Below are 20818 nucleotides of genomic sequence, written 5' to 3'. Positions count from 1 at the left end.
ACACAGGAACGCGCTGGGTCAGTCAGCTCTCCGCCGAATGCGACGCCGTGCTCCGGGGTTTGCGCGGCGTGCCGGTCTTGCGCGCCGTGGAGGTCTTGCCAGCCCCGTTGACCTTGCGCGCTTCGACGCGGCGCGACTTGCCCTCGATCGGCGCATTGGCCTGGTCGCGCTTGCGCTTGCGGTAGGCGACCAGCGCCAGCAGGCCCACGCCAATGCCGGTGGCCACCGCGACGGCAGGATTGCGCCGCACGAAATTCACCGCGAGCTTGCCGCCGGTCCTGGCGACGCCCAGCGCGGCTCCCGTCCGCAGCAGCCTGTCTGCACTGGGCACGGCGTGCCTGAGGCTGGTGCCCGCCTGGCTTGCCAGTTCGAGTGCGCGGTCGGTGATGGTGGTCAATTTGCTCATGATGCCTTCCCTGAAGGTGGGTAACGGGATCAGTGTCCATGGAGGGATGTTCAAGGCGCGTTAGCACTACGCCGCCGGGCTGGCCCCCGGCTGAACGGATCAGGTGCCGCGAGGCTTGGCGCGATGGGTCGCCTGCGCACTCCACGGATCATCCGGCCATGGATGTTTCGGATACCGCCCTTTCATTTCCTTCTTCACCTCGGCGTAAGTGGAGTTCCAGAAGTTGCGCAGGTCCGAGGTGACCTGCAGCGGTTTGCCGCCTGGCGACAACAGGTGCAGCAGCACCGGCACGCGACCATCCGCCACGCGCGGGGTGTCGGCGAGGCCGAACAGTTCCTGCAGCTTCACCGCCAGTACCGGCGGGTGACCGTGCGCGTACTCGATACGGCGCTCCATGCCCGACGGCACGATGATGCGTACGGGCGCCAGTTGATCGATGCGCTGCCGCAGCGACCAGTCCATGCCTGACTTCAGCGCATTTGCCAGCGCGTCCTCTTCCAGCGCGTCGAGCCGCGTCTTGCCGGCGAATGCGGGCTTGAGCCAGTCGTCGAGCGTGGCCATCAGCGCGTCGTCGCCGACATCGGGAAGACCCAGCTCCGGCATCCACTCGCGCAGACAGCGCACACGCTCGCGCCATTGCCGCAGCGACTCGGGCCAGGGCAGCGCGTCCAATCCCAGTTCGCGCACGGCGTCCGTCAATGCCGCCGCCGCGAGCGCGGGATCGACGCGTCCAGCCGGGCGTGCATCAAAGACGATCTGGTCGAAGCGCGATTCGCGTTGCGCCACCAGCGCGCGACGCGACGCATCCCAGCGCACGGTGTCCTCGGTGACGAAGCGGTCGGCGAACTCGGTGCGCAGGCGTTTCTCGTCCACGGGCGCGCCGCGCTGGATCAAGGCGTCGCGTGCTTCGTAACGCAGTTCGCTGGCGACGATCCAGGGTTCGCCGAACAGCGCGCTGTCGTCGAACAGGCGCGCCGTGCGCCCGTTCGCCAGTTGGTAGCGACGCGGATCCTGCGGATGCTGGGTACCGATGCGGTCGGGAAAGGCATGCATGAGCACATCGCCGAGACGGTGCGCTTCGAGGGACGAGGGCGGCGGTGCGTCTTCGCGGATGCGGCGGCGCCACTGCTTCGCGGCGGCATCGATGGCAGCCAGTCCGGTGCGATGCGCTTCGTGCGGTGCACGCCCCATGCGGAACGCCGCCAGCGCCCGCCAGCGTGCGGCCAGGGCATCGCCCCCCATGCGCAAGGGATCGCGCGCCTCGACGAGCGCGGCCAGATCGGCGGCCAGCGCGCGATCCTCGGCTCCCGTCGCCGACAGCAGCATCGCGGCCAAGCGCGGATGGGTGCCCAGTGCCAGCATGCGCTTGCCCAGCGGGGTGATGGCCTGCGACGCGCTCAGCGCGCCAAGACGAGCCAACAGATCCCGCGCGGCGTTCAGCGCGCCCGGCGGCGGTGCATCGACGAAGCGCAGGTCGTCACTGCCCCAGGCGGCCAGTTCCAATGCCAACGAGCCCAGTTCGACCAACGCGATCTCCGGACGGCGCTGCGGATCGAGCCGCTGCGACGGCGGCCACAGCCGGTAGGCCCAGCCTTCGGCCACGCGGCCGGCACGACCGGCACGCTGATCCGCGGACGCCTGCGAAATGTTGGTCACTTCCAGGCGCGAGAAACCGCTGTTCGGATCATAGGACGGCTCGCGCGCCAGTCCGCTGTCGACCACAACGCGCACGCCCGGCAGCGTCACCGATGATTCGGCCACATTGGTGGCCAGCACCACGCGACGGCGGCCCTGCGGATCGGGTTGCAGGGCTTCGGATTGTTTCTCCACCGGCAGTTCGCCATGCAGGGCGAGGACGACGACGTCCTGCGGCAGGACGCCCGCCAGCATCGTCGCCACGCGCGCGATCTCGCGCTGGCCCGGCAGGAATACCAGCACGTCGCCGGGATGCGCCTGCACGGCCTGTTCAATCGCCCGGCGCGCCTGTACCTCGATCGTCTCGTCCCGGCGGGCAGCGAAGTGGGCGACCTGGACGGGATGACCGCGACCCTCGCTGCTCAGACGCGGTGCGTCGAGGAACCGCGCGAGCTTCTCGCCATCGAGCGTGGCGGACATGACCACGATGCGCAGGTCCTCGCGCAGCTGCGCCTGCACGTCCAGTGCCAGCGCCAGGCCCAGGTCGCCGGCGAGGTGGCGTTCGTGGAACTCGTCGAAGAGGATCGCGCCGACTTCCTCCAGCATCGGGTCATCCTGGATCATCCGGGTCAGGATGCCCTCGGTGACGACTTCAACGCGGGTCTTCGGTCCGACCTTGTTCTCGAACCGGATGCGGTAACCGACCGTGTCGCCGACGGCCTCACCCCGCTGCTTCGCCATGAAGCCGGCTGCCGCGCGCGCGGCCACGCGGCGCGGCTCCAGCATCAGGATCTTCTTCCCTTGCAGCCAGGGTTGGTCCAGCAACGCCAGTGGCACCTGCGTGGTCTTGCCGGCGCCGGGTGGCGCCTCCAGCACAAGGCGCGGGTGGTCGGACAGGCTGCGGACGATGTCCGGCAGCAGCGGCGTGATCGGGAGCGTGGGCGACGGCATGCGGCGCAAAGGATAAACGCATGCGGTCCCACTGTAGGAGCGACGTGAGTCGCGACCGCACGGTTCTACACACTCACAACGGGGTCAGCCACGACGCTACCAAACGACCCTGTTCTTGTGAGCTCGGCCGTCCGGACCCTCTTTTCTTCCGGTCGCGACTCACATCGCTTCTACAACAGCCTGATCCAACGACTAAAATGGCCGTCATGGATCTCATCGACATCGGCGCCAACCTGACCCACGACAGCTTCGACCACGACCGCAACGCGGTGCTGCAGCGCGCGCGCGAAGCCGGGGTGGTCCAGCAGGTCGTCACGGGCGCGAGCCGCGAGCATTCGCCGATGGCATTGCGGCTGGCACAGGCGCATCCCGGGGAACTGTTCGCCACCGCCGGCGTGCATCCGCACCACGCCACCGAGTACACCGACGAATGCGATGCCGAGATGCGCGCGCTGCTGGCGCACGCCGAGGTCGTCGCCGTGGGCGAATGCGGGCTGGACTATTTCCGCGATTTCTCGCCGCGCCCGGCCCAGCGCAAGGCATTCGAGCGCCAGTTGCAGATCGCCGTGGACACCGGCAAGCCGCTGTTCCTGCACCAGCGCGACGCGCACGACGACTTCGTGGCGATGATGAAGAACTTCGACGGCAGGCTCGGCCCGGCCGTGGTGCACTGCTTCACCGGCACGAAGAAGGAACTGTTCGACTGCCTGGACCAGGACTGGCATATCGGCATCACCGGCTGGCTGTGCGACGAACGCCGCGGCCTGCACCTGCGCGAACTGGTGAAGAACATCCCGGCGAACCGGCTGATGATCGAGACCGACGCACCCTACCTGCTGCCGCGCACGGTAAAGCCGCAACCCTCGCACCGCCGCAACGAGCCGATGTACCTGGCCCATATCGTCGCCGAGCTGGCACGCGACCGCGGCGAGGACATCGAGGTCACGGCTGTGGCGACGACGGCGACCGCGCGCGCGTTCTTCCGGCTGCCCCCGGCGGGCCGGGACGCCACCTGACGGGGCGCCCCGGACGGGTATCCCCGCGTCAGCGCCGGCGTGGCCGCAGGTAGTGGCGGGTCACGTAGTTGCCGATCTTGTTGCCCTGCTTCAGGCCGTCCATGCATGCCGTGCGGAAGTGGATGCCGGCATACACGCGCGACATCGCCGCCTCGTGTTCGGCCTGCGACAGCGTGTCGAAATGGCGTTCGATGCCGGCGGCCGTATATGTGTACGGCAAGGCATCCGTGCCCAGCAGGCGTCGCAGCACCTCCATCGCGCTCGCGGTGAGCGCCGACAGGCCGCTGGCATAGTCCGGATAGGGCGGCGATGCGAGGTACGACATCCACTGCGTGTTGCCGGCCGCATGGATCGCGGTGATCGGGCGCCAGAAGTTGTAGTGGTACTTGCCGTTGAACACACCGAAGGATGCATCGGCCTGGGCCATGTTCATCAACGCGAACAGGCGCGCGTGCTGCCACAGGTCCAGGCCGCGGCCGGCGACGACCTGCTGGGCGATGGCATTGGCGTTGGCGCCGCCACCGGCCCAGTAGCGCGCAGCGCGGCTTTCGTATGAATCCACGTTCTGCGGCGCGCCGCGCACCGCGGCACTGCCGACCGCCATCACCTCCTGGTACTCGCGCCGGTAGGTGCCGCTGCGCAGGTTCAGCAGGGGTGACGGGCCCGCGCGGAACTGGGTGACGTGGTTCAGCGCGAACGGTTTCACCTTGCCCCAGTTGCCGAACTGCGGCGGCGCGAAATTGGGCGCCGTGGGCTGGTACATGCCTGGCAGCAGCGGTGCCGAGTACGGCGCATGCGGCGTTGCCGCGCCATCGTTCGCGCGTAGCGCGAGGATCGCGGCGGCGGCGGCCGAACCGACGGCGATGCCGTCGCTCACGCAATCGGGAAATGCGGACGGGCACGTGAGTCCGGCCAGATAGGTGTCGTATGTCGTCTCCAGTGCGGTCGCCTGCGAAGGCACCGTGATCGACAGCGTCATGTAGGCGGCGGTGGCCACCGCCGCCTCCGGCGAGGCTCCGCGCGCGGCGGGATGTGCGCCCGCATAGGGTTCATAACGCAACTCGATCGAGTTCAGCGCGTCATGGATCGCCAGGTGGGTGATCGCATTGACGCGCGTCTGGATCGGCGGCGCGCCTGCCGCCGTCGCGGTCTGCCAGGCGGTGGTGTTCCAGTCGATGACGGCGTCGGCCTGGGCCAGGCCGGGCGCGAGGGCCGCGATGAGCAGGACGAAGCGGCGCCGACGGACGGTGAAGCGGCGGGCCGCGGTGGAGATCAGGTTCATGATGGACTTCCTTCGTGTTGGTGGAGGGCCGCCCTGCAGGGCGGCAATCAGTCCATGCCGGAGGATGCCTGTCCGGCACGGGCATGCAGGCCGGCGCATCATTCGCTGCGCCGATTGTCGGCCATGCGGCGCGTCTCCGACGGGCGGGACGGGGCACGTTCGAAGACCACGCGCTGCGGGCGCGCACCCTGGCGGCGGCAGGCACGGCGTGCCTCGCCCATCAGCACGGCGCGGCTGGCGTAGACCTGGCTGGCGTTGTGCTGGCCCAGCAGGGCCCCGACCTCATGCTGCGGCGGCAGGCGCGGGCGGGCGCAGTCGATCACGATGCGCGGCGCGATTGTCTCGTCGGCGCCGGCAGGCCCGGCAATGGACGGCGTGGCGACGGACAGGACGACCAGCGCGACGATGGGGGCGTACGGGTTCATGGCGTTCTCCTCGGCCCGGAAGTCGGGCGTCGGCCACCAGCGTCCGCCCCTCGGGACCACCGGTCTTGAGGAAACGCTGAGGCAGGCGCGGAGATACCCCGCGAAACCTTGGGGAATGCTTAGGCCGACCGGCCACGCGCGCTGCGTTGAAGGAAGACCGACTCCGGGGATGCTGCTCCGCCATGTCCTCGCCCGACCACGCACTGCACTTCGGCGACACCACGATCGACTTGGCCGGCCGACGCCTGTGGCGTGCGGGCGAAGAGCAGCCGCTGGAGCCGAAGGCATTCGGCGTGCTGGCGCTGCTGGTCGGCGATCCCGGTCGCGTCTTCACCCGCGATGAGATCCTCGACGCTGTCTGGGGCCACCGGCACGTCACCCCCGGCGTGCTGAACCGGATCGTGACCCTGCTGCGCCACGCACTGGGCGAAGACGCCCACCATCCCCGGCTGCTGCACACCCTGCATGGCGTGGGCTACCGCTTCGACATGCCGGTCATCGCCGGGCCACCGACAACCGAGCCTGCCGGAGCCGCAGCCGAGGTGCATGCGGACGCGAACGCGGATGCGCGCCGCCGCACCGCGCCTGCCGTGTTCTGGTACGCCGCGCTTCTCGTCGCGGCGGGTGCGATCGGCGCGGCCTGGTGGTGGTCTACCCGCTCGACGGCGAACGCCGTGCACCTTGACCCGGCTCCACCGAAGGCAGCCGCTGCCGCCGCGCCACCCACGCTGGTGGTCATGCCGTTGAAGCCGATCGGCGAAGGCGACAGCGTGCGGATCATCGCCGACGGCCTGGGTGAGGAACTGATCTGCAGCCTGGCGCAAGTGCAAGGGCTGCGCGTGATCGCGCGCGACTCCACCCAACTGGCCACCGACGCTTCGGCCGACCCGGCGACGCTGGTGCAACGACTCGGCATCACACATGCACTGGAAGGCAATCTGCAGCAGGCCGGCCAATCCCTGCGCGTGCGGTTGCGCCTGGTCGACGCGCGCGGCGGCGGCGCGTTGTGGACGAAGGATTTCGATCGCGACGCCTCGGAAGTGCTGCTGCTGCAACGCGAGATTGCCGAGACGGTTGCAGGTTCGCTCGCCCTCCGCCTGGGGCTGACCACCCCGCCGTCGCGCAGCGGCGATGCCGAATTCCTGCGTCGCTACCACATGGCGCGCGCGCTGGTCAGCCTGCGCGACCTGCCGCCCGAGACATCGACCGAGCGTGCGGAGCGGGAATTCCGCGTGCTGCTTCGCGAGCGCCCGGACGATGCCCGCGCCCATGCCGGGCTCGCCCTGGCACTCGAGATTCGTGCCCAACGGCGACCGACGCTGGCCGCCACCCTGCGCGAGGAAGCCATCCGCGAGGCGACACTGGCCCAACGCCTGGACGCGACCCTCGCCGAGCCGTACTTCGTACTCGCCGCCAATGCCTGCATCGCCGACGACTGGGAACGCTGCCTGTCCCTCCAGAAGCGGGCATTGCGGGTGAACCCCAGCAACGCGGAGATGGCCTACGGCATGACGCTCTCGCTGGCCAGGTTAGGGTACCTCGATCGCGCGGAAGCCGGGGCGCGCGACCTGCAGGCGCGCGATCCCCTGGGCCGCAACGGCGGCTTCATGCTGGCACGCGTGCTGGATACACAGGGACGGCACGACGAAGCGCACCGCCTGCTGGAGCCCCTTCCCGCCTACGCGGCCTATGCGCGCTGGTTCAATGCCGTCTGGCGCAAGGACTACGCAGGCGCTTTGCGGATCGCGAAGGTGGACATCGACGGACCAAACCACCCCGATGCGTATGCGAAGCAACTCGCGCCCGGATACATCGCCACGTCGGAGGCCTTGATCGATCCTTCCCGATGGCCGCGCGCGATCGCCGCGTTCGATGCGTACGAAAAAACCACCGGCATGGGCAACTTCTCGCGCGTACTGGCACCCGACGCGCCCGCAAACGCTGCTTCTCTGATCGACGACCTCAACCAGGTACGCCAACGGGGCTATTCCACCTGGGACCTGCTGCTGTGGACGAAGGACCTGGCCTACCTGCGGCGCGATCCCGCGTTCCAGCGGTTCCTGCGCGACAACGGCATCCTCGCCTACTGGCGGGCGCACGGATTCCCGGCACAGTGCCGTGCGCAGGGCGACGGCGCGGTGTGCGAATGAGGCGTCAGTCGACCTTGCGGTCTTCCGACTTGGCCTGCTCCATGGCCTCGGGTTCCAGTTCCTCGGCGCTGCGGTTGAGGCGGACGAACACGCCCCACGCCACCAGCAGCAACGCCGCCGAGCCGCCTATCGCGATGACGTACGGAAGCTGGCGCGCGTCCTCGTGCATCAGCTCGAACGTGGCCACCAGTGTTTCGATCGACAGCGCGATGACGATGACCACGAGGAAGCGCGACAGGTAACGGCGCACGCGCGTGGGTCCGCTGACCTTGACGTCACGCTGCACCTCTTCCTCGAACACCGTCTGCGCCAGTTCCAGCGCGACCAGCCCGATGGTCAGCATGCCGATGCTCTCCAGGATGCGGTCGAAGCGGTCGCGCAGGCCGGCGTCTCCGCCCGCCATGACCACGCCATGCCACAGCTCGCTGGCCGCCAGCACGACCAGCGCGGCGGCGGCGAAGAAGAACAGGGCGATGATGGCCAGGTGGCCGGCAAGGAAGAGTTTCTGCAGGTGCTTCATGGTGGCGCCACCGGGAAGGTGGCGCAGGATGGAGGCAGGCGCCGTCAGCGCGGCGTGAAGCCTGCGGCTCAGGCCGCCCGCTGTGCCTCGTAGGCCTGCAGGTGCGCCCAGGCGGCCTGCAGGTGGGGCGTGGCGATGCCGTGCGCAGCCGCGCGATGGACCATGTCGCCGACGATGTGGGCGGCTTCGACACGCTGGCCCGCCTCCAGGTCGCGCAGCATCGACGCCTTCATCGGTGAGCCCGGCATCGTCAACGTGTCGCGCGCGCCGGCATACGCCGGCTCGGGGATCGGATGGGCGCTGGCGGCTGCGACCGCGACGCATTCGGCATGCAGGGCGGCCATGAACTCCTTGCCGCCCTCGCCCGCCACGATCGTGCCGATCGGCGCACGCATCAGGCAGGTTCCCGCCGCGAGCGCGGCAAGGAAGCTGTACTTCACCCATTGCGCCTGTGCGATGTCCGGCGTGTGCTGATGGTCGATGCTGGCCTGCGCGCAGGCGGCGGCCAGCGCCTGCAGGCGCGCATCGGGCGACTGGCCTTCGCGTTCGCCGAACGTCATCGATGCCGGCTTGCCGAGATGCAGGATCTCGCCTTCGCCACCCAGCGTGGCGCTGATGAAGCAGAGGCCGCCGAGGACGTTCGGGAAACCGAAGCGTGCATCCAGGGCTTCGTAATGGCGCAGGCCGTTGAGCAGCGGCAGCACGCGGGCACCTGCCTCGACCGCCGGCACAATGGCGTCCATTGCGCTGTCCAGGTCGTAGGCCTTGCAGCTCAGCAGCACCAGGTCGAACGGTGTGGCATGGGGCAGTTCGTCCGCCGTCAGCACCTGCACGGGCAGATCGGCATCGCCCAGCGGGCTGCGGATGCGCAGGCCGCGATCCCGCAACAGGACCGCGCGCGCGGGACGGACGAGGAAACCGACATCGACGCCCGCCTGTGCCAGCCGACCACCGAAGTAACCGCCTGTACCGCCGGCGCCGAGCACGAGCACGCGCATCAGCTGCGCAGCCCCACGCCCTTCTTCAGCAGCCACAGGCCCAGCGATGCCAGCGCGACGACGAACCCGATCATCAGCGCATACGCCACCCACAGCGGCACGTCGCTGGTGCCCAGCAGGCCGTAGCGGAAGGCGTTGACCATGTAGAAGATCGGATTGGCATGCGTGAGCGCCTCGGCCCACGGCGGCAGCAGGGTCACCGAATAGAACACGCCACCCAGGTAGGTGAGCGGGGTGAGGATGAAGGTCGGCACGATGGCGATGTCATCGAACTTCTTCGCATACGCCGCATTGACGAAGCCGGCCAGCGAAAAGATCGTCGCGCCCAGCAGCACGGTGGTGATGGTCACCAGCGGGTGCGGCACCCGGACCTTGGTGAAGAACATCGCGATGACCAGCACGATGGCGCCCACCATCAGGCCGCGCAGCACCGCGCCGGCCACGTAGCCGAGCAGGATCACCCAGTTCGGCATCGGGCTGACCAGCAGTTCTTCCACGTGGCGGCCGAACTTGGCGCCGAAGAAGCTAGAGCTGATGTTGCCGTAGCTGTTCTGGATGATGCTCATCATCACCAGGCCCGGCACGATGAACTCCATGTAGGTGTAGCCGCCCATGTCGCCGATCTTCGAGCCGATCAGGCCGCCGAAGATCAGGAAGTACAGCGTCATCGTGATGGCCGGCGGCACCAGGGTCTGGCCCCAGATGCGCAGGATGCGGTTGACTTCGCGGCGCACGATGGTGCCCAGCGCGACGAAGTTCTTCTGCAGCGGCGTCGTCATGGCCGTCTCTTGCGGATCGACGGCGCTCATGCGGCCTGCTCCCGCTTGGCGGCGGCTTCGTCGCCGGTCAGGCGCACGAACAGCTCCTCCAGCCGGTTGCTCTTGGTGCGCATGGAGCGCACGCGGATGCCGGCGTCGCCCAGGGCGGTGAAGACGCGGTTGAGGTCCATCGCACGCGGCATGTCCAGGTCCAGGGTGTGGCTGTCGGTGGCGGACAGCGTGGTGCCTTCGATCACCGGCAGCTGCGCCGGCAGCTCGCCGTCGATGTCGAACAGGAAGCCCTCCACGTCCAGCTTGGCCAGCAATGCGCGCATCGGCCCCTGTTCGACGATGACGCCACGGTCGATGATGGCCAGGTTGCGGCAGAGGCTCTCGGCCTCTTCCAGGTAATGCGTGGTCAGGATGATCGTGGTGCCTGCCTCGTTGATGTCCTTCAGCGTCTTCCACATGCCGCGGCGGATCTCGATGTCGACGCCGGCGGTCGGTTCGTCCAGGATCAGCAGGCGGGGGCGCGTCATCATGGCGCGGGCGATCATCAGCCGGCGCTTCATGCCGCCCGACAGGGTGCGGCTCATGACGTGGGCCTTTTCCCACAGCTGGGCGCGCTTGAGTTCCTCTTCGGCCCGCACCAGCGCTTCGGCGCGCGGGATGCCGTAGAAGCCCGCGTAGTTCACGCAGATGTCGAGCGGCTTCTCGAACATGTTGAAGTTGATCTCCTGCGGCACCAGGCCCAGCAGGCGCATCGCGCCGTCGCGGTCACGGTCCAGGTCCACGCCGAACACGTCGACCTGCCCGCTGCTCTTGTTGACCAGCGAACTGACGATGCCGATGAGGGTGGACTTGCCTGCACCGTTGGGGCCGAGCAGCGCGAAGAAGTCGCCGGGCTCGACCTGCAGCGACACGCCCTTGAGGGCCTGTACGCCGGTGTCGTAGACCTTGCGCAGGTCGGTGATGGCCAGCGCGGGAGCCGCCGCCGGAGCCGTTGTTGCGGACGCCATGGGATACCTTGTGGCGCCGCGAAGGCGCCCGGGGGATGCGAGCGCTTATTATAGGCGTCCCGCCGGGGCCGCCCCGGGCCACACAGTGTTCCAGCCGCCTTGGCGATCGTGCATTTCCCGTTGAAGCTCGTCGGACGCCGCATGCTGGCACCCAGCGTCGGGCATTACAGCTTCGTCCGCGATGACGGGCAGCCGCTGGACTTCATCCCCGGCCAGTTCATCCAGGTGCACTTCGCCTATGCCGACGGCACGGCGACCAAGCGCAGCTATTCGCTGGCCACCATCCACGACCATGCGATGGGTCCGGGCGAAGCGGTCGAGATCGCGGTCAGCTACGTGCCGGGCGGGGCGGCGACCGCGTTGTTCGAAGGCCTGCCGGAAGGCGGCCACGTGGAGGCCAGCGGCCCTTTCGGCCGTTTCTGCCTGATGCCCGGCGACCGCAACGCGCGCTATCTCCTGATTGCCACTGGCACCGGCGTCACGCCGTACCGTTCCATGCTGCCGCAACTGGAAGCACTGATCGCCGAACGCGGCGTGGAGGTCGTGCTGCTGCAGGGCGCCCGCACGCCCACCGAACTGCTGTACGGCGACGAGTTCCGTGCGTTCGCCGATGCGCATCCCGGCTTCCGCTTCGTGCCCTGCCTCTCGCGTGAACTGCCGTCCCATCCGCACCCTGACGTGCGCCAGGGTTATGTGCAGCAGCACCTGGCGGAGTTCGCACCGGATCCGGCGCGCGACATCGCCTACCTGTGCGGCAACCCGGACATGGTGGACGCCTGCTTCGAGGCGCTGAAAGGCTGCGGCCTGCCGATTCCCCAGATACGCCGCGAGAAGTACGTCAGCAGCAAGTAGTCCCTGCCGGGCAGCGACCTTCCGCTATCGCGCCCGCACTTGCCCGGTCACATCCGCCGCGCTGCACCGTCATGGCATGCTGGAACCCGCCTACAACGGAACAGATGCATGGACTCCACTCTTCGTAGATCCCTCGCGCCGGCCCTGGGCGTCCTGCTGCTGGCAGGCTGCCAGGGCACCGCTACCAGCCCCGACCAGCAAGCCGTGCGCCACTACGGCGATATCGCCTTCAAGCCGTGCACGCTGACGGCGCCCTACCTGACCACCACGGTGGAGGCGCAGTGCGCGACCTTCAACGTGGCCGAAGACCCGGCCAAGCCCACGGGCCGCAAAGTGGCACTCAACATCGCATGGCTGCCGGCGACCAATGAGGGGGCGGCCACCGACGATCCGGTGTTCTTCCTCGCCGGTGGCCCCGGACAGGCCGCAGTGCAGGTCTGGCCCGCCATCGACGCCGCCTTCCGCGAGGTACGCAAGTCGCGCCATATCGTGCTGGTCGACCAGCGCGGCACCGGCAAGTCGAACCCGCTGTCGTGCAAGGACGACAAGGGCCGCAATGCCTACAGCGATGCGGAGGACCTCAGCGAGACCGCCGCGGTCGCGTTCGCACGCGACTGCGCCGCGTCGCTGCAGGCCGACCCGCGCTTCTACACCACCACCGATGCCGTGCGCGACCTGGACAGCGTGCGCAAGGCGCTGGGCGCGACGAAGATCAACCTGGTCGGCGGCTCCTATGGCACACGCGTGGCGCAGCAGTACGCCATGCGCCATCCGGACAGCACGCGCAGCGTGGTGATCGACGGTGTGGTGCCGAACGAGCTGGTACTGGGCAGCGAGCACGCGCGCAACCTGGACGCGGCGCTGGCGCTGCAGTTCCAGCGCTGCCAGGCCACGCAGACCTGCAGGGACCGTTTCGGCGATGACCTGCGCGGACAGCTGCGCACGCTGATGACGCGGCTGGCGGCCGCGCCGGTGAGCACCGAGTATCGCGACCCCTCGACCGGCGAACTGGTCACTGGCGAAGTCACTGCAGGCACCGTCGCCGGCATCACGCGCATGTACTCCTACTTCCCGCAGGGCACCGCACTGCTGCCACTGGTGTTGAACGAAGCACAACAGGGCCGGTACGGCTCGTTGATGTCGCTGTCCAAGCTGCTGGAAACGCAGGTCGGCGACCAGTTCATGCACGGCATGCAGCTGTCGGTGATCTGCGCCGAGGACGCCGACCTGCTGAAGGCCGACCCCGGCGACGCCGACACGGTGCTTGGCAGCCTGCTCGGCGACACCCTGAAGACGCAGTGCGGTGCGTGGCCAACGGGCAAGCGGCCGGCCGACTTCCACACCGCGTGGACGTCCGACATCCCGACACTGCTGACCTCCGGCGAGCTGGATCCGGTCACGCCGCCGCGCTACGGCGACCAGGTGCTGCGCACGCTGTCGAATGGACGCCACCTGGTATTGAAGGGTCAGGGCCACGGCACGTTCGCCGTCGGCTGCATGCCCAAGCTCCTCGGCCGCTTCCTGGAGACCGCGAGCGCCAAGGACCTGGACGCGAAGTGCCTCGACAGCCTCGACTACGTACCGCCTTTCACCAGCTTCAACGGCTGGGAGCCGTGAGCCGCGCCCTGCGCGCCCGCCCTTCTTCAATGGACATGACCGAATGATCATCGCCAACGACCTGCACAAGTCCTTCAAGACCAAGACCGGCACGGTCACCGCCGTGGACGGCGTCAGCTTCACCGCCCACGACGGCCAGATCACCGGCCTGCTCGGCCCCAACGGCGCCGGCAAGACCACCACCATGCGCATGCTCTACACATTGATGACGCCTGATCGCGGGCAGGTCACCGTGGACGGCATCGACACCGCGCGCGATCCTGTCGCGGTGCGGCGCGCGCTCGGCGTTCTGCCGGATGCGCGCGGCGTGTACAAGCGCCTGACCGCGCGCGAGAACATCGCCTATTTCGGCGAACTGCACGGGCTGTCGTCGAAGCAGATCGCCGAGCGCACGAAGGCACTGTCCGACGCGCTGGACATGGGCGACATCCTCGACCGCCAGACCGAAGGCTTCAGCCAGGGCCAGCGGACGAAGACCGCCATCGCACGCGCACTCGTGCACGATCCGCGCAACGTCATCCTCGACGAGCCCACCAATGGCCTGGACGTGATGACCACGCGCGCGATGCGGGGCTTCCTGCGCCAACTGCGCGAAGAGGGCCGTTGCGTGATCTTCTCCAGCCACATCATGCAGGAGGTCGCGGCGCTGTGTGACCGCATCGTCATCATCGCCAAGGGCACCGTGGTCGCCGCCGGCACCGCCGACGAGCTGCGTGCACAGGCAGGCGAGGACAACCTGGAGGATGCGTTCGTCAAAGTGATCGGTTCGGAAGAGGGCCTGCTGGCATGAACATGTTCCGTACCCGTCTTTTGTCTACGGTGTTCACCGTGATGCGCAAGGAATTGCGCGACCTTTCCCGTGACCGCCGCACGCTGGCGCTGGCACTGTTCCTGGGGCCGCTGCTCTATCCGGCACTGATGCTGGGCATGGGTTACCTGACCGAAAACCGCATCCGCACCCAGGTCGACAAGACGCTGGAGATTCCGATGGTGGGCGCCGAACATGCACCGAACCTGGTGAAGTTCCTTGCCACCAACGGCATCACGGCGGCGAAGGCGCCGGCCAACCTCGATGCCGCGATCCGCACGCAGGAGATCGATGTCGCGTTGCGCATCAGCCCCGGCTATGCGGAGGACTGGCGCAACGGTCGTCCCGCGCTGGTGGAGATCATCCGCGACAGCACGCGTCGTGACGCGGACATTCCCACCCAGCGCGTCAATGCCGCGCTCTCGGCCTACAGCCAGCAGGTCGGCGCACTGCGTCTGCTGGCACGTGGTGTCGATGCGTCCGTCGCGCGGCCGGTGAACGTCGGCATGCAGGACCTGGCCACGCCCGAGGCCAAGCAGGGCATGCTGCTGTCGGTGCTCTTGCCCTACCTGCTGATCCTGACGTCCTTCATCGGTGGCGCCTACCTGATCCTCGACGCAACAGCCGGCGAGCGCGAGCGGCAGTCGCTGGAGCCGTTGTTGGCCACGCCGGCACCGCGCAGTGCGGTGGTGAGCGGCAAGATCGCGGCGGCGTGCGTGATCGGCCTGACCACCCTGCTGCTGACGTTGCTGGCGTTCAAGTTCAGCGCGCAGTTCGCCGGCACGCTGGGCCGCCAGTTGAATGTGTCGTTCCTGTCGATGGGCAAGATGCTGCTGATCCTGCTGCCGATGCTGTTCATCGGCACTTCGCTGCTCACCTACCTCGCGGCATCGGCCAAGAGCATGAAGGAGGCACAGAGCCACATGACCTGGCTGATGCTGCTGCCGATGATCCCGACGTTCGCGCTGATGGCGAACCCGCTGAAGAGCCAGCCGTGGCAGTTCGCCGTGCCGTTCCTGGCACAGAACCAGTTGCTGCTGAAGGTCATCCGCAACGAGTACATCGGTCCGCAGACGTGGGCCATCTACATCGCTGCGGCGTTCGGCGTGGCCGCACTGCTGTGGTTCGCCGCCGTGCGCAGGTACCACCAGGAGAAGCTCGCCGTCGCCGGATAGTGCCTGCCGTCTCGATCCTTCGAAAGAGAACGGCCACCTTCGGGTGGCCGTTTTCCATGCGCGCTTCGGGCTGCTTCAGAAGCGGTATTCGTGACCCAGCGTCAGCGTCTGTGTCTTCACATCGGCATTGAACAGGTCGGCCTTGTTGTTGTCGTAGTTCAGGCTGAGACCGTTGTGGTGATCGAAGTCGTAGCCCACGCCAATGCCCACGTAGGGTTAGGTCGACCGTTCGCGCAGGCGAAGGCCATCCACGCTGAGCTTGGTATTGACGCCCTATGCACCCGCACGTCCGGCGATGAAGAAGCCGGTGTCGTCGGCACCGAAGTTCTTCTTGCCCACCACGCCCATGCCCACTGCATCCATGTCGAACGACACGCCTTCCAGCGAGCGATCGCCCAGGATGGAATAGAAACCTTCCACGGCGAAGCTGGGGTGGAAGTAGTGGCCCGCGCGCACGCCATAGGCCGTATCGGTGTCGTCGGCACTGAGGCCATCGGCGCTCAGCTTGAGGTCGCTGTGGCCGATCTCGAAGCGGCCGTACCACTGGCCGGCTTCGGTGGCCATGGTCGGCGCGGACAGGGTTGCGAGGAACAGTGCGCAGGGAAAAAGAACCTGCTTCATGGAATCCTTCCTTGAGTGTGATGTGTTGCCCGCCATGCGGGCGGCGCACATCAAGCACCGGGAAGACGATTGTCTACTGCATGCGATCACATCACATTCAATCGCTGCGTCGCGCACGCGGCCTGCTTCGCATCGCTATTCGTCTCACAAAAAAAGAGCCGGCGCATGGCCGGCTCTTCTCTCTTCTCGCCGAAGCGTGGATCAGCCGGGGCTGAAACCAATCGTGCGGCGCGTGGTGACCGGCGCATCCAGCGGTTCGAAGCGCCAGCGTCGCACTGCGTTGAGCGCTTCGCGGTCGAAGACGCGTGCCGGGGTGGCACGCACCACGCGTGCGTTGGTCACCGATCCGTCGGTGCCCACGGTGATTTCCACCAGCACTTCACCGCTGGTGCCCGAGCGCAGGGCTTCAGGCGGATAGCGCGGTGCCGGCGTGCTGACTGCACGCAGCGATTGTGCCGGCGCAGCGGCGGGAACGGCGGCACGGGTCGCGGCTGCCTGGCGTTCCGCGGCTTCACGCTGGGCGGCTGCCTGGCGTTCGGCTTCCTGGCGAGCGGCCTCGGCGCGGGCCGCTTCCTGCTGCTGGGCCAGTTGCTGTGCCGCCGCGGCCTCGCTGGCGCGTTGTTGTTCGGCCTGCTGGGCCAGGCGCTGCTGTTCCTTCTGGCGCGCCTCATCGTCAGCCTTGGTCTTGGCGTCGTCGGTGACCGCGCGCTCGGCCACCGCCTGTTGCGCGGCGGCGATGCTCTGCTGCAGGCGCGGCAGCGCCGGCGCCTTGGGGTCGGCCTTTTCGATGATGGCGGACAGGCGCTGGGCCTCCGTGAACTCTTCGCGCGCGATGCTCTGCTCGGCGGCGATCAGCGTGTACGGCATCAGGTCGGTCAGCGCGCTGCTGACACCGGGATCGTTCGGCAGTTTGTCGCGCAGGGCGAGGTAGTACTCCATCGCATTGTCGCCACCCGGCGCGTAGATCCGGTTCTCGCGCAGCGCCTTGGTGGCGGCGTCACGCAGGGCATCGGCGTCCATGGCCTGGACCTCGGCGGACACAGCCGGCGGCGGCGGTGCGGCGGGCGTGGCAGCCGCACCGGCGGCGGGTGCGGCGGGTTCTTCCTTCTTCGAGCACGCCGCCACCGCGACGATCAGCAGCAACGGCGCGATGTAACGCAGGCGCCCGGTCGTTTTGATCAAGGACATCAGTTTCTACTCCCCCAAGTGCGTTTCTAATGATGGCGACACAGCCCCGACCCGCATAGGACGCGGGATCGGACGTTGGTTGTCAACGTGGGCCCGTCGCCGCACGCCGACACTTGGTCAGGCGGGAAACGGCGCGATGCCTTCCGGGTACCCCTACCCGGTGGTCAGGGTACGTCGCCTCATCATCATCGACACTTGACGTACGTCACAGTTTTGGCCAGACCTGGACGGAGGCGCGTCACTTGCCGATGCAGAACGTGGAGAAGATGTGGCCCAGCATGTCGTCCGCGCTGAGGCGGCCGGTGATTTCGCCCAGCGCGTCATGGGCGAGCCGCAGTTCCTCGGCCGCCAGTTCCAGGTGTTCGTACCGCAGTTGCTCCGCTGCGGACGCCGCATGGAGGGAGGCGCGATGCAGTGCTTCCACATGACGGGCACGCGCCGAGAACTCGCCTTCGCCTCCCGCGGCAGCCGGCTCTCCGGCCAGCGCGCGCAGGCGCTCGTGAAGATGCGCCAGGCCGGCGCCCGTCGCGGCGGAGACATGCACGCTGGCGTCGTCATCCGCGGGCACCTCGACCAGCAGGTCGGCCTTGTTGTGGATCCAGAGCACCGTGGGCACACCGGCGATGCTGTCGGCGATCGCAGCGCGGCCGGCGTCGGGATCGCGCGCATCGACCACCGCCAGCGCGACATCGGCGCGCGTGAGCTCCGCGCGCGCGCGCCGCATGCCCTCGCGTTCGATCGCGTCGCCGCCATCCCGGAGGCCTGCGGTATCCACCAGATGCAGTTCCAGGCCATCCAGCCGGATGGTTTCGCGCAAGGTATCGCGCGTGGTGCCCGCCACGTCGGTGACGATGGCCCGCTCGCTGCCCGCCAGTGCATTGAGCAGCGAGCTCTTGCCGGCATTCGGCGGACCGACGATGACGGCGTGCATGCCGTCGCGCAGCTTGCGCCCGCGCTCCGCATCGGCGATCAGACCGGCAAGCGAATCGCGGGTATCCGCCAGACGTGCGCGCACTTGCTCGCCTCCGAGCGTGTCGATCGATTCGTCGGCGAAGTCGATCGCGGCTTCCACATGCACGCGCAAGGCCAGCAGCGACTGACCGATGCCGTCGACGCGCGTGGAGAACACGCCGTCGAGCGAGCGCCGGGCCGCGCGCGCCGCGCGGGTATCCGCGGCGGCAATCAGGTCGGCGATGGCTTCGGCCTGGGCGAGATCGAGTTTGTGGTTGAGGAACGCGCGTTCGGAGAACTCGCCCGGCCGTGCCATGCGCGCGCCCAGTGCGCATGCGCGCGCCACCAGTTGCTGCAGCACGACGGGACTGCCGTGCGCCTGCAGTTCGACCACGTCCTCCCCGGTGAAACTGGCGGGAGCAGGAAACGAAAGCGCGATGCCGTCGTCGATGACGCGGCGTTCTTCATCGAGGAAACGCACGTAGTGTGCATGTCGCGGAGTCAGCGTACACGCGCAGATATTCTTCGCGATGGCCTGCGCGACAGGCCCAGACAAACGCACGATGCCGACACCGCCCGCGCCCGGCGCGCTGGCAATGGCGACGATGGTGTCCTGTGCATTGTTCATGTGCAAATGTCGGCAGGTGGGCTTTCAGCGTAGCGGAAACACGAAGCCCGCCGGAGGGCGGGCTTCGTGGCGCAGCGGTGGGCGACAATTACTTCGCCGTCGCGGCCTTCGGTGGCGTGGCCGACTCGCCGTGGCGCTTGGTCATCCACCACTGCTGGAGCAGGCCCAGCGCGCCGTTGGTGACCCAGTACAGCACCAGGCCGGACGGGAAGAAGGCCATCATCACGCCGAACACCAGCGGCATGAACTGCATCATCTTCTGCTGCATCGGATCCATGCCCGGCGCCGGCGTCAGCTTCTGCGTCAGCCACATCACCAGCATGTTGAGCACGGGCAGGATGAAGTACGGGTCGCGCGCGGTCAGGTCCTGGATCCACGCGAACCACGGCGCCTGGCGCAGCTCGACGGTTTCCACCAGCACCCAGTACAGCGCCAGGAACACCGGCATCTGCACGAGGATCGGCAGGCAGCCGCCCATCGGGTTGATCTTCTCCTTCTTGTACAGCTCCATCATGGCGACCTGGAACTTCTGTTTGTCGTCGCCGTAGCGCTCCTTCAACTGCTGGATGCGCGGCTGGAACTTGCGCATCTTGGCGAAGCTCTTGTACTGCGCCGCCGACAGCGGATACAGCGCCAGCTTCACCAGGATCACCAGGCCGATGATCGACCAGCCCCAGTTGCCGATGAAGCCATGCAGGAAGTTCAGCACCCAGAACAGGCCCTGGCCCAGCAGCGCGAGGATCGCGAACTGGCTGTAGTCGACCACGCGGTCGATGCCGGGCGCGTTGATCGCATGGATCTTGTCGACCAGCTTGGGACCTATCCACAAGCGGGCAGTCGTGGTGGCCTGCTGGCCCGGGCCGACATTCACACCCGGCCCCATCTCGCGGATCAACGCGCGCGCGCCGCCATTCGGGTTGTCGAGCGAGATAGTGGTGGTGTCGTCGGTGTGCGGAATCCATGCCGTGAAGAAGTGGTGCTGCAGGATCGCGATCCAGCCACCCTTCACCTGCGCATCGACGCGACCGTCTTCCAGATAATCCTCGTTGAACTTGCGGCGCTGGTAGCCGCCATCCCACCATGTGGCGCCGCTGAAGCTGAAGGACTCCGGATTGGTCATCCCGCTCTTGACCTCCGGCGGTGTGCGCAGCAGCTGACGGTAGACCGTGCCCTGCCAGGTGCCGGCGCCCGCGTTGACGACCTCATCGCGTACTTCCACCTCATAGCTGGCGCGCTTGAAGGTGTAGGTGCGGCGGATGCTCACGCCGTCCGGGCCCTGCCACAGGAACGGCACGCGGACGCTGTCGGCGCCCTGGGCGAGCGCGACATCGCCGGCACCGTTCTCGGGCACGAACGCATGATGGTCGGGCGCCTTCGACTGCCCACTGACCCAACCGCTTTCGGCCACGTAGAAATGCTGGGGGTCTTCGCTCATGAGGCGGACCGGACCACTGCCCGGCGCCTTGCTCTGCGGGTAATGCAGCAGGTCTGCCTGCAGCACGCTGCCACCGTCCACGACCAGGCGCAGCACGTCCGTGGACACCGTCACCCGTGCAGCCGTCGATGTCTTCGCCGCTGTCGCGGGCGTGGCGGGCACCATCGGCGCCGTCGGCACGGTCCCGCTGGCACCGGGTGCGGTGCCGGTACTGGGGGTCGCGGTCGGTACGGTGCTGCCGGCGGGCGCTGCCGTCGCGAGGGTGGCCGCAGCGGGCGCCACGGGGGCCGCCTTCTGCTGGCCCCACTGCATCCACAACAAGGTCGCCACCATCAGCCAGGCGAAGATCAGGAATACACGGGTCTGGTTCATCAGGCAGGCAG

At 67.9% G+C, this 20818-nt stretch carries 19 protein-coding genes; 6 read left to right on the top strand and 13 right to left on the bottom strand.

All coding sequences use genetic code 11. From position 1 onward, the window contains the following. Window positions 1-22 precede the first annotated feature (22 nt). On the bottom strand, window positions 23-406 hold the full coding sequence (locus AC3DET_RS17205) for a hypothetical protein (RefSeq protein ID WP_488392407.1): 384 nt from the start codon (window positions 404-406) through the stop codon (window positions 23-25). 99 nt (window positions 407-505) lie between these two features. Then, a complete protein-coding gene (hrpB, locus tag AC3DET_RS17200) occupies window positions 506-2992 on the bottom strand; it encodes an ATP-dependent helicase HrpB (protein WP_488392406.1) in 2487 nt (828 codons plus the stop codon). A 206-nt stretch (window positions 2993-3198) separates the two neighbouring features. Here hrpB and AC3DET_RS17195 point away from each other — a divergent pair, with 206 nt between their 5' ends. Further along, window positions 3199-4008: a TatD family hydrolase gene (locus tag AC3DET_RS17195; protein ID WP_192203055.1), complete on the top strand. Its 810-nt coding sequence runs from the start codon at window positions 3199-3201 to the stop codon at window positions 4006-4008. A gap of 28 nt (window positions 4009-4036) precedes the next feature. Here the strand turns inward: AC3DET_RS17195 and AC3DET_RS17190 are convergent, their stop codons facing one another. Then, window positions 4037-5290: a vanadium-dependent haloperoxidase gene (locus tag AC3DET_RS17190; protein ID WP_488392405.1), complete on the bottom strand. Its 1254-nt coding sequence runs from the start codon at window positions 5288-5290 to the stop codon at window positions 4037-4039. A 98-nt stretch (window positions 5291-5388) separates the two neighbouring features. Continuing rightward, a complete protein-coding gene (locus AC3DET_RS17185) occupies window positions 5389-5715 on the bottom strand; it encodes a hypothetical protein (protein ID WP_337732820.1) in 327 nt (108 codons plus the stop codon). 182 nt (window positions 5716-5897) lie between these two features. Between AC3DET_RS17185 and AC3DET_RS17180 the strand changes: the two genes are divergently transcribed. After that, complete coding sequence (locus AC3DET_RS17180) at window positions 5898-7865, top strand: winged helix-turn-helix domain-containing tetratricopeptide repeat protein (protein WP_488392404.1); 1968 nt, start codon at window positions 5898-5900, stop codon at window positions 7863-7865. Between the two features lie 4 nt (window positions 7866-7869). On the opposite strand, the gene AC3DET_RS17175 is transcribed toward AC3DET_RS17180, so the two are convergent. From AC3DET_RS17175 to AC3DET_RS17160, 4 genes are all read right to left on the bottom strand, one after another. Then, window positions 7870-8385 (bottom strand): hypothetical protein, encoded by a 516-nt coding sequence (locus tag AC3DET_RS17175; protein ID WP_192203059.1) that lies wholly within the window; start codon window positions 8383-8385, stop codon window positions 7870-7872. 68 nt (window positions 8386-8453) lie between these two features. Next, the gene (panE, locus tag AC3DET_RS17170; protein WP_488392403.1) at window positions 8454-9383 is read right to left on the bottom strand and encodes a 2-dehydropantoate 2-reductase; all 930 of its coding nucleotides are present in this window, start codon (window positions 9381-9383) and stop codon (window positions 8454-8456) included. Continuing rightward, window positions 9383-10192 carry an ABC transporter permease gene (locus AC3DET_RS17165; protein ID WP_488392402.1) on the bottom strand — a complete coding sequence of 270 codons (810 nt, stop codon included), beginning with the start codon at window positions 10190-10192 and terminating at the stop codon, window positions 9383-9385. The genes panE and AC3DET_RS17165 overlap by 1 nt, the downstream gene beginning before the upstream one ends. Beyond that, complete coding sequence (locus AC3DET_RS17160) at window positions 10189-11160, bottom strand: ABC transporter ATP-binding protein (RefSeq protein WP_337732824.1); 972 nt, start codon at window positions 11158-11160, stop codon at window positions 10189-10191. The genes AC3DET_RS17165 and AC3DET_RS17160 overlap by 4 nt, the downstream gene beginning before the upstream one ends. A gap of 99 nt (window positions 11161-11259) precedes the next feature. Here AC3DET_RS17160 and AC3DET_RS17155 point away from each other — a divergent pair, with 99 nt between their 5' ends. From AC3DET_RS17155 to AC3DET_RS17140, 4 genes are all read left to right on the top strand, one after another. Further along, window positions 11260-12012: a ferredoxin--NADP reductase gene (locus tag AC3DET_RS17155; RefSeq protein WP_337732825.1), complete on the top strand. Its 753-nt coding sequence runs from the start codon at window positions 11260-11262 to the stop codon at window positions 12010-12012. Window positions 12013-12120: 108 nt separating this feature from the next. After that, window positions 12121-13629: an alpha/beta fold hydrolase gene (locus tag AC3DET_RS17150; protein ID WP_488392401.1), complete on the top strand. Its 1509-nt coding sequence runs from the start codon at window positions 12121-12123 to the stop codon at window positions 13627-13629. A gap of 43 nt (window positions 13630-13672) precedes the next feature. Then, window positions 13673-14419 (top strand): ABC transporter ATP-binding protein, encoded by a 747-nt coding sequence (locus AC3DET_RS17145; RefSeq protein ID WP_192203068.1) that lies wholly within the window; start codon window positions 13673-13675, stop codon window positions 14417-14419. A gap of 2 nt (window positions 14420-14421) precedes the next feature. Continuing rightward, window positions 14422-15612, top strand: coding sequence for an ABC transporter permease (locus tag AC3DET_RS17140; RefSeq protein WP_488392505.1), 1191 nt, complete (start codon window positions 14422-14424; stop codon window positions 15610-15612). 75 nt (window positions 15613-15687) lie between these two features. Here AC3DET_RS17140 and AC3DET_RS17135 read toward each other — a convergent pair whose 3' ends face one another. The 5 genes from AC3DET_RS17135 to yidC all read right to left on the bottom strand — a co-directional run bounded on the left by AC3DET_RS17135 (window position 15688) and on the right by yidC (window position 20807). Next, window positions 15688-15822 (bottom strand): hypothetical protein, encoded by a 135-nt coding sequence (locus tag AC3DET_RS17135; RefSeq protein ID WP_488392400.1) that lies wholly within the window; start codon window positions 15820-15822, stop codon window positions 15688-15690. Window positions 15823-15885: 63 nt separating this feature from the next. Continuing rightward, window positions 15886-16233, bottom strand: coding sequence for an outer membrane beta-barrel protein (locus AC3DET_RS17130; RefSeq protein WP_488392399.1), 348 nt, complete (start codon window positions 16231-16233; stop codon window positions 15886-15888). A gap of 201 nt (window positions 16234-16434) precedes the next feature. Next, on the bottom strand, window positions 16435-17421 hold the full coding sequence (locus AC3DET_RS17125; protein ID WP_488392398.1) for an energy transducer TonB: 987 nt from the start codon (window positions 17419-17421) through the stop codon (window positions 16435-16437). Between the two features lie 238 nt (window positions 17422-17659). Continuing rightward, window positions 17660-19000, bottom strand: a complete 1341-nt coding sequence (gene mnmE / locus AC3DET_RS17120; RefSeq protein WP_488392397.1) for a tRNA uridine-5-carboxymethylaminomethyl(34) synthesis GTPase MnmE — start codon at window positions 18998-19000, stop codon at window positions 17660-17662. Window positions 19001-19088: 88 nt separating this feature from the next. Next, on the bottom strand, window positions 19089-20807 hold the full coding sequence (gene yidC, locus AC3DET_RS17115) for a membrane protein insertase YidC (protein WP_488392396.1): 1719 nt from the start codon (window positions 20805-20807) through the stop codon (window positions 19089-19091). Window positions 20808-20818 lie beyond the last annotated feature (11 nt).

The organism is Pseudoxanthomonas sp. 97-1-1 (assembly GCF_057773125.1).
Note: the sequence above shows the minus strand (reverse complement) of the source record. Positions and strands in the feature narration are given on the sequence as shown.

Coding starts and splice junctions, on each gene's coding strand:
- AC3DET_RS17130 (WP_488392399.1), bottom strand. CDS start 16,233: ATGAAGCAGGTTCTTTTTCCCTGCGCACTGTTCCTCGCAACCCTGTCC.
- yidC (WP_488392396.1), bottom strand. CDS start 20,807: ATGAACCAGACCCGTGTATTCCTGATCTTCGCCTGGCTGATGGTGGCG.
- mnmE (WP_488392397.1), bottom strand. CDS start 19,000: ATGAACAATGCACAGGACACCATCGTCGCCATTGCCAGCGCGCCGGGC.
- AC3DET_RS17160 (WP_337732824.1), bottom strand. CDS start 11,160: ATGGCGTCCGCAACAACGGCTCCGGCGGCGGCTCCCGCGCTGGCCATC.
- AC3DET_RS17165 (WP_488392402.1), bottom strand. CDS start 10,192: ATGAGCGCCGTCGATCCGCAAGAGACGGCCATGACGACGCCGCTGCAG.
- AC3DET_RS17125 (WP_488392398.1), bottom strand. CDS start 17,421: ATGTCCTTGATCAAAACGACCGGGCGCCTGCGTTACATCGCGCCGTTG.
- AC3DET_RS17180 (WP_488392404.1), top strand. CDS start 5,898: ATGTCCTCGCCCGACCACGCACTGCACTTCGGCGACACCACGATCGAC.
- panE (WP_488392403.1), bottom strand. CDS start 9,383: ATGCGCGTGCTCGTGCTCGGCGCCGGCGGTACAGGCGGTTACTTCGGT.
- AC3DET_RS17175 (WP_192203059.1), bottom strand. CDS start 8,385: ATGAAGCACCTGCAGAAACTCTTCCTTGCCGGCCACCTGGCCATCATC.
- AC3DET_RS17145 (WP_192203068.1), top strand. CDS start 13,673: ATGATCATCGCCAACGACCTGCACAAGTCCTTCAAGACCAAGACCGGC.
- AC3DET_RS17195 (WP_192203055.1), top strand. CDS start 3,199: ATGGATCTCATCGACATCGGCGCCAACCTGACCCACGACAGCTTCGAC.
- hrpB (WP_488392406.1), bottom strand. CDS start 2,992: ATGCCGTCGCCCACGCTCCCGATCACGCCGCTGCTGCCGGACATCGTC.
- AC3DET_RS17185 (WP_337732820.1), bottom strand. CDS start 5,715: ATGAACCCGTACGCCCCCATCGTCGCGCTGGTCGTCCTGTCCGTCGCC.
- AC3DET_RS17150 (WP_488392401.1), top strand. CDS start 12,121: ATGGACTCCACTCTTCGTAGATCCCTCGCGCCGGCCCTGGGCGTCCTG.
- AC3DET_RS17190 (WP_488392405.1), bottom strand. CDS start 5,290: ATGAACCTGATCTCCACCGCGGCCCGCCGCTTCACCGTCCGTCGGCGC.
- AC3DET_RS17205 (WP_488392407.1), bottom strand. CDS start 406: ATGAGCAAATTGACCACCATCACCGACCGCGCACTCGAACTGGCAAGC.
- AC3DET_RS17140 (WP_488392505.1), top strand. CDS start 14,422: ATGTTCCGTACCCGTCTTTTGTCTACGGTGTTCACCGTGATGCGCAAG.